The sequence below is a fragment of the Butyricicoccus sp. genome, assembly GCF_050872565.1.
Lineage (GTDB): Bacteria > Bacillota > Clostridia > Oscillospirales > Butyricicoccaceae > Butyricicoccus_A.
Map to the genome: position 1 here is coordinate 1 of NZ_JBNMHC010000142.1, position 5,461 is coordinate 5,461.

Consider the following 5,461-nt stretch of genomic DNA (forward strand, 5'->3'; position numbering starts at 1 on the left):
TGTGTCTGACCGCGTTCAGTATAGCACCTATGCTTCCGATGACGCCACAATTCTCGGCTACGCAAGCATTCCGGATAACGCGGAGGAGGACTCTAGTGCAGTTGCTGTACAGGGAAAAGGTAATGGCAATTCTGGCGGGCAATCTGGAAGCGGAGAGACCGATGCTACAGAAGGTCTGAAGGCTACTGAGGCACCGGATTATATTGGAACAATTCCGACTACCAATACAGCATGGCAGATTACAGAAGAAAAATATACAGGACGAGAACAATCCAATAAACAAGCGGTTGATGCCGATGGGAATGGAAAGCCCGATATTTATCTCCAAAAAAATGTCGTGCCTACAGATACCGAGAATGAATTTCTTGTGTATCTTAGCATGGACAAAAAGATGACGATGGAGAAATTCTTTGACCAAAGCAGATGCGGTGTTACTTCTTCCAATGGATATGATCCTGGAGAGGTTGTGGATTCCATTAAAGGAAATCATTCAGAAATAGGAGCAAAGGGAGAAACGGGAAATCATAAATATATTGTAAAACTTCAAGTGTATGAACGCCAAGGTGATAAAGAGCCAGTTTATAACTATTACAGCGAACGCTGGGGAAGCACTCCGAATTGCTCTAACGGTTCTGCATACATAGCACTTGCGGGAACGTCAAAATATCTCATTCTGAGAAACAAAGTTACATTGAAAAATGACGGAAACGGTCAGGGCGATATTCTCGAAGCAACCATATATTTAGACAGCGTACAAATTGATTTCTCATCTCAGGATGTAGTCTTCCAAACAGTAACCGATGTCATGGGAGAGTATGTAGAATATTTGGGTATAAAAAATTCAGATGGAGCAGCAACGTTTGATGAAAAATCCAATACCTTAACATGGAATCCGGTAGATAATGCAAGTGTTATTTCAAAGTCAGAGATAACATCTAGCAAGAAATCCAGTACGATTACCGGCTGGCAGAGAAATATTTGTCAGCTTGTATATCGTGTGAGATTGCGTGTTGACAAGGAAGGTTTTCAAAGCTGTGCGGATACAATCAATTCCGCATCTGCTTCCATACAGAAAGGCGAAAGCTACGTTGTAAATAAAAATGCAACGTTACAGTATCACATGGAGTCTATTTCTGAAACAATAGAATCGAAAAGCGATATACTTTCCGCAACATATCCAGTTCCGGAAGTCCGCGGACTTTTATATGATATTTCATTCAACAAAAAGTCTGATTCCGGCAAGAGTCTGGCGGGAGCGACATTTACTTTGTCCGGGGCGGATGACAATTTACGCACGATAACAACGGTAGAAAACGAAACGTCACAGTTTACAGATTTACCGTGCGGTACATATGATCTGCAGGAAACTTCTCCGCCAAAGGGATACACTGCTCCTGAAGACAATGCTTGGACGATAGATCTCAACTATACGAACAACAGAAATGTCTTAGCACAGAATTCTCTGAATCCAACGAATATGCGATATATAGGGAATGACCAGAATGGACAATGGGTCATCGTCAATACAAAAAATCCATATACCTATCAGATAAACATTTTGAAAACAGATGATACCGGAGAGACAGTCTTGCAGAATGCTTCGTTCTCTATTGTCGATCCGGAGGATATGGCAAAGACGTTGACAGGTGCAACCGATGAAAATGGCAGCCTCAGTTTTGACGCTGCGTTTAAGCCAAATATTGAATATGTGCTCACGGAGACTTCGGCTCCGGATGGGTACAACCTGCTTCCGGCGGCAATCCACTTTAAAGTAACAGAACCTGATGATGAAGATTCTGGCACAGAGGAGCGGACGGTAGAATTGACAAATTCCGATGAGCTGAACAATCTTGTCCAGCTGACCTTATCGGAACAAGAAGACGGCAAAGGCCTGCTGACCATTCAAGTGAAGAATCAGGAAGGCTATGAATTGCCGGAAACCGGCGGGCACGGTACAATTTCGTTTACATTATGCGGTCTGGCTTTTATAACCGGCGCATTGATGTATAAATATCATCAAGTACATCACAAAAAGAAAAGGAGGGCAGAGTAACTGTAACTGCAAAGCCCCAAGCGGGTCAAATTATCTATTTCAGTAAAAATGAAAGGAAACAGAACAATGAATCATGCAAAAAAAACTGATTAGCGGACTGCTGTCGGTAGTCATGCTTCTTGTCATGGCTACAACGGCGTTCGCACAGGAAGCAACATCGACCACTGAAACTGGTGATGCTTCTATTACCATCTCCAATGCCTCTAAGGGTGAAACCTACAACGTTTACAAGCTGTTTGATGCAACGGTAACCGGAAAAGAGAACGGTTCTATCGCCTATACCGGAACTGTTCCAGATAGTCTGACTAATTACTTTGAGAGAGATACAAACGGATATATTTCTGTCAAGGATGCGGCTTACACTGACTCGACCAAGAAAGAGATGAGCGACGGCCTCCGCACAGCTTTGAAAGCCTGGGCAGGAAATGCCACTTATCTGGCAAAGGAAACAAGTGATGGCTCTGCGCTTACCTTTAAGAATCTTCCGTATGGCTATTACGTCGTTACCACAACACAGGGCGCAAATGCGATTACGGTAACCTCTACCAATCCTACGGCAAATATCGTAGATAAAAACTCTTCGACACCGAGTGATTTGAGCAAGACCGTTGATAACGACAATGTGAACATTGGTGATACAGTTACGTATACCGTTTCCTTCAAGACCTCGAACTATGATGGTGCAGGTTCTGACGCAAAGAAGATTCTTTCGTATACCATTGCTGATACACTGCCTGATTTCTTAAGCAATGTAAATGTCACAAGTATTGTTATTAATGAGGGTCCGGATAAGGATGGCAAAGACATTACACATGATGTTACTGCTCAGTTCACAGATAAGAAGATCACATTGGAGTGGTATGACGAAGAGAAGAATCAGCACCGGTATAAGAATGGCTCGACCGTAACAATTACGTATACTGCAACAGTAAACGATAAGGCTGTTATTGACGACGGCGGCAACACCAATAGTGTTACGCTGACTTGGACAAAGGATGACGGCAATGGTGGTACCACACCAGGCGGTGGCGGTAGTGATTTTACTACAACGGACACCATTTATACTTATGCAATTGCATTGCAGAAGGTCAATGAAAAGGGTGAGAAGCTGTCTGGCGCAAAGTTCGAGCTGCCGTTTTATGTAAAGGAAAAGGCCGAAGGTAATACTTACACTTATGCTGGCACAAGTGCAGGCGAAGGTTTGACCAATCAGGTTACTACACCGGATGGCGGTTTGATCGTTATTAAGGGTGTGAAGGCTGGTACGTACAATATTAAGGAGATTGAAGCTCCGAATGGATACAATCTGCTTTCTGACCCATTTGCTGTGGAAGCTATAAGAACCGGAAATAGTACTACAACCGTCACAAAGTATCTGGATGAAAACGGAAATATTATCGAAGGAACAGAGACAAGTAATACGAAGGTCGAAGTTAATCTGAGTAATATTTCTGCTTCCGTAAAGGTAGTCGTCAACAAAGCTGGCACCGAGCTGCCTTCCACCGGCGGCATGGGTACCACCCTGTTCTACGCACTGGGCGGCGCACTGGTTACCGGCGCAGCTATCCTGCTGGTTGTAAAGAAGCGGATGAATCGTTCTTCCCAGTAATTGCTTTTCAGCAAGTGCTAATGTAATATGATTTTCTACTAACCCCGTGGGCTCATCCCTCCCCACGGGGTTCAGTGGAAAAGGGAGATTAATGGAGTAAATTGCTGGATTAACCTGCCTTTTCTACTGCGCTGGAAATCACCAATCAAAATGAAGGTGTAGCTCATGAAAAAGCATATATCAACAATTATTCTTGTTGTTATTCTTCTGATAGGCGCTTCGCTGATGTTGTATCCGACATTCAGCGACTATATCAATTCTCTGCATCAATCGCAGGCTATTTCGGCATATGCCGACAGCGTAGCAGAGATGGATACCGCACAGTATGAAGCTGTATGGAAAGCAGCACAAGAATATAATGCGGCAATGAATCGAACGACGCAGAATTTCAAACTGTCAGAATCTGCTGCCGAAAAGTATAAGCAGCAGCTGAATATTGACGGCACCGGCGTCATGGGATATGTTGAAATCCCAAAGATTAAGGTGTCTCTGCCGATTTATCATGGTACGGATGATGTTGTGCTGCAACAAGCCATTGGACATCTGGAATGGACAAGTCTGCCTGTCGGAGGAGAAGGCTCTCACTGTGTACTTTCTGGACATCGGGGACTGCCCAGTGCTAAGCTGTTTACCAACTTGGATAAGTTGGCGGTCGGAGATACCTTCATGCTCCGCGTGTTAAATGAAGTACTGACATATGAAGTGGATCAGATTTTGATTGTAGAACCTAAGGATATAGATGCCCTTCGTATTGTAGATGGTCAGGACTATTGCACGCTCGTTACCTGTACGCCATACGGTATTAACACGCATCGACTTTTGGTACGCGGACATCGCATTGACAATGCCGAGGATGCAAATACCGCCTTTATCACAGCAGATGCTACACAGGTTGAACCAATTTTAGTTGCGCCGATGCTGGCTATTCCGGTTCTTCTGATATTGGTTGTCATTCTGCTGATTCCGAAGAAAAAGAAAGGGGAACACAGATGAAAAAAGTATGGAGCCGCATTCTGTGTGCAATCATGCTCTGTCTGTTGGTGACAGCGAATACAATGTCAGCCAATGCTGCCGGAACAATTGATACCAATCGAGATGCGACATTGACCATTTCTTACAAGAATAACGGCATTGTGATTCCAAGCGCGAAGTTTGACGTGTATAAAGTCGCTGATGTGGATGCTTATGCACAGATGCACTTGACGGAGCGTTTCGCTAAATATCCCATTGAACTGAATCAGCTGAAACAGGATGATGAAGGTGCATTGGCAACGACAGTAAAGAGTTATATCTGGAAAGATTCTTTGCAGCCAGATGCCAGCGGTGTAACCGACAATATGGGCAATCTGCAAGCTACATTGAAACCAGGACTGTATTTGGTCATCGGTAATCGTTGCACGGTAGATGATACGACATATTCCGCTTCTCCGTTTTTTGTTCTTTTGCCGAGTTCTGTTGAAGCGCAGAATACGTGGGAGTATGCCGTAACAGCTTCGCCGAAGGCAGATGGAGAAAAAAATTCATCCAAGGATGCGCACATCTCTCGGAAGGTTCTGAAAATTTGGGACGATGGCGACAAGAAAAACAGCCGTCCGAAAAATATTACCGTTCATCTGATGTGTGACGGAAAAGTTTACGATACAGTAACTTTGAATGCAGAAAACGATTGGCGTCATACATGGGATAATTTGGAGCAAAATCATGACTGGCTGGTATCTGAGGATACCGTTTCCGGCTATACACAGAGCATTACGCAAGAGGGGATTACATTTACCGTAAAAAATACAGCAACAACGAAA

The 5,461-nt window shown here is 43.9% G+C and carries 4 protein-coding genes; all 4 read left to right on the plus strand.

The window, feature by feature from the left end; translation table 11 throughout:
* The first annotated feature begins 391 nt into the window (after window positions 1–391).
* Window positions 392–2,053, plus strand: a complete 1,662-nt coding sequence (locus tag ACR0P9_RS07045) for a SpaA isopeptide-forming pilin-related protein (RefSeq protein ID WP_432618658.1) — start codon at window positions 392–394, stop codon at window positions 2,051–2,053.
* Window positions 2,054–2,126: 73 nt separating this feature from the next.
* Entirely contained in the window at window positions 2,127–3,662 is a 1,536-nt protein-coding gene (locus tag ACR0P9_RS07050; RefSeq protein WP_432618660.1) for a SpaH/EbpB family LPXTG-anchored major pilin, read from the plus strand.
* Between the two features lie 165 nt (window positions 3,663–3,827).
* Window positions 3,828–4,655, plus strand: a complete 828-nt coding sequence (locus ACR0P9_RS07055) for a class C sortase (RefSeq protein WP_432618662.1) — start codon at window positions 3,828–3,830, stop codon at window positions 4,653–4,655.
* A partial coding sequence (locus tag ACR0P9_RS07060) for a Cna B-type domain-containing protein (protein ID WP_432618664.1) occupies window positions 4,652–5,461 on the plus strand: 810 nt, incomplete at its 3' end. The genes ACR0P9_RS07055 and ACR0P9_RS07060, both read left to right, overlap by 4 nt.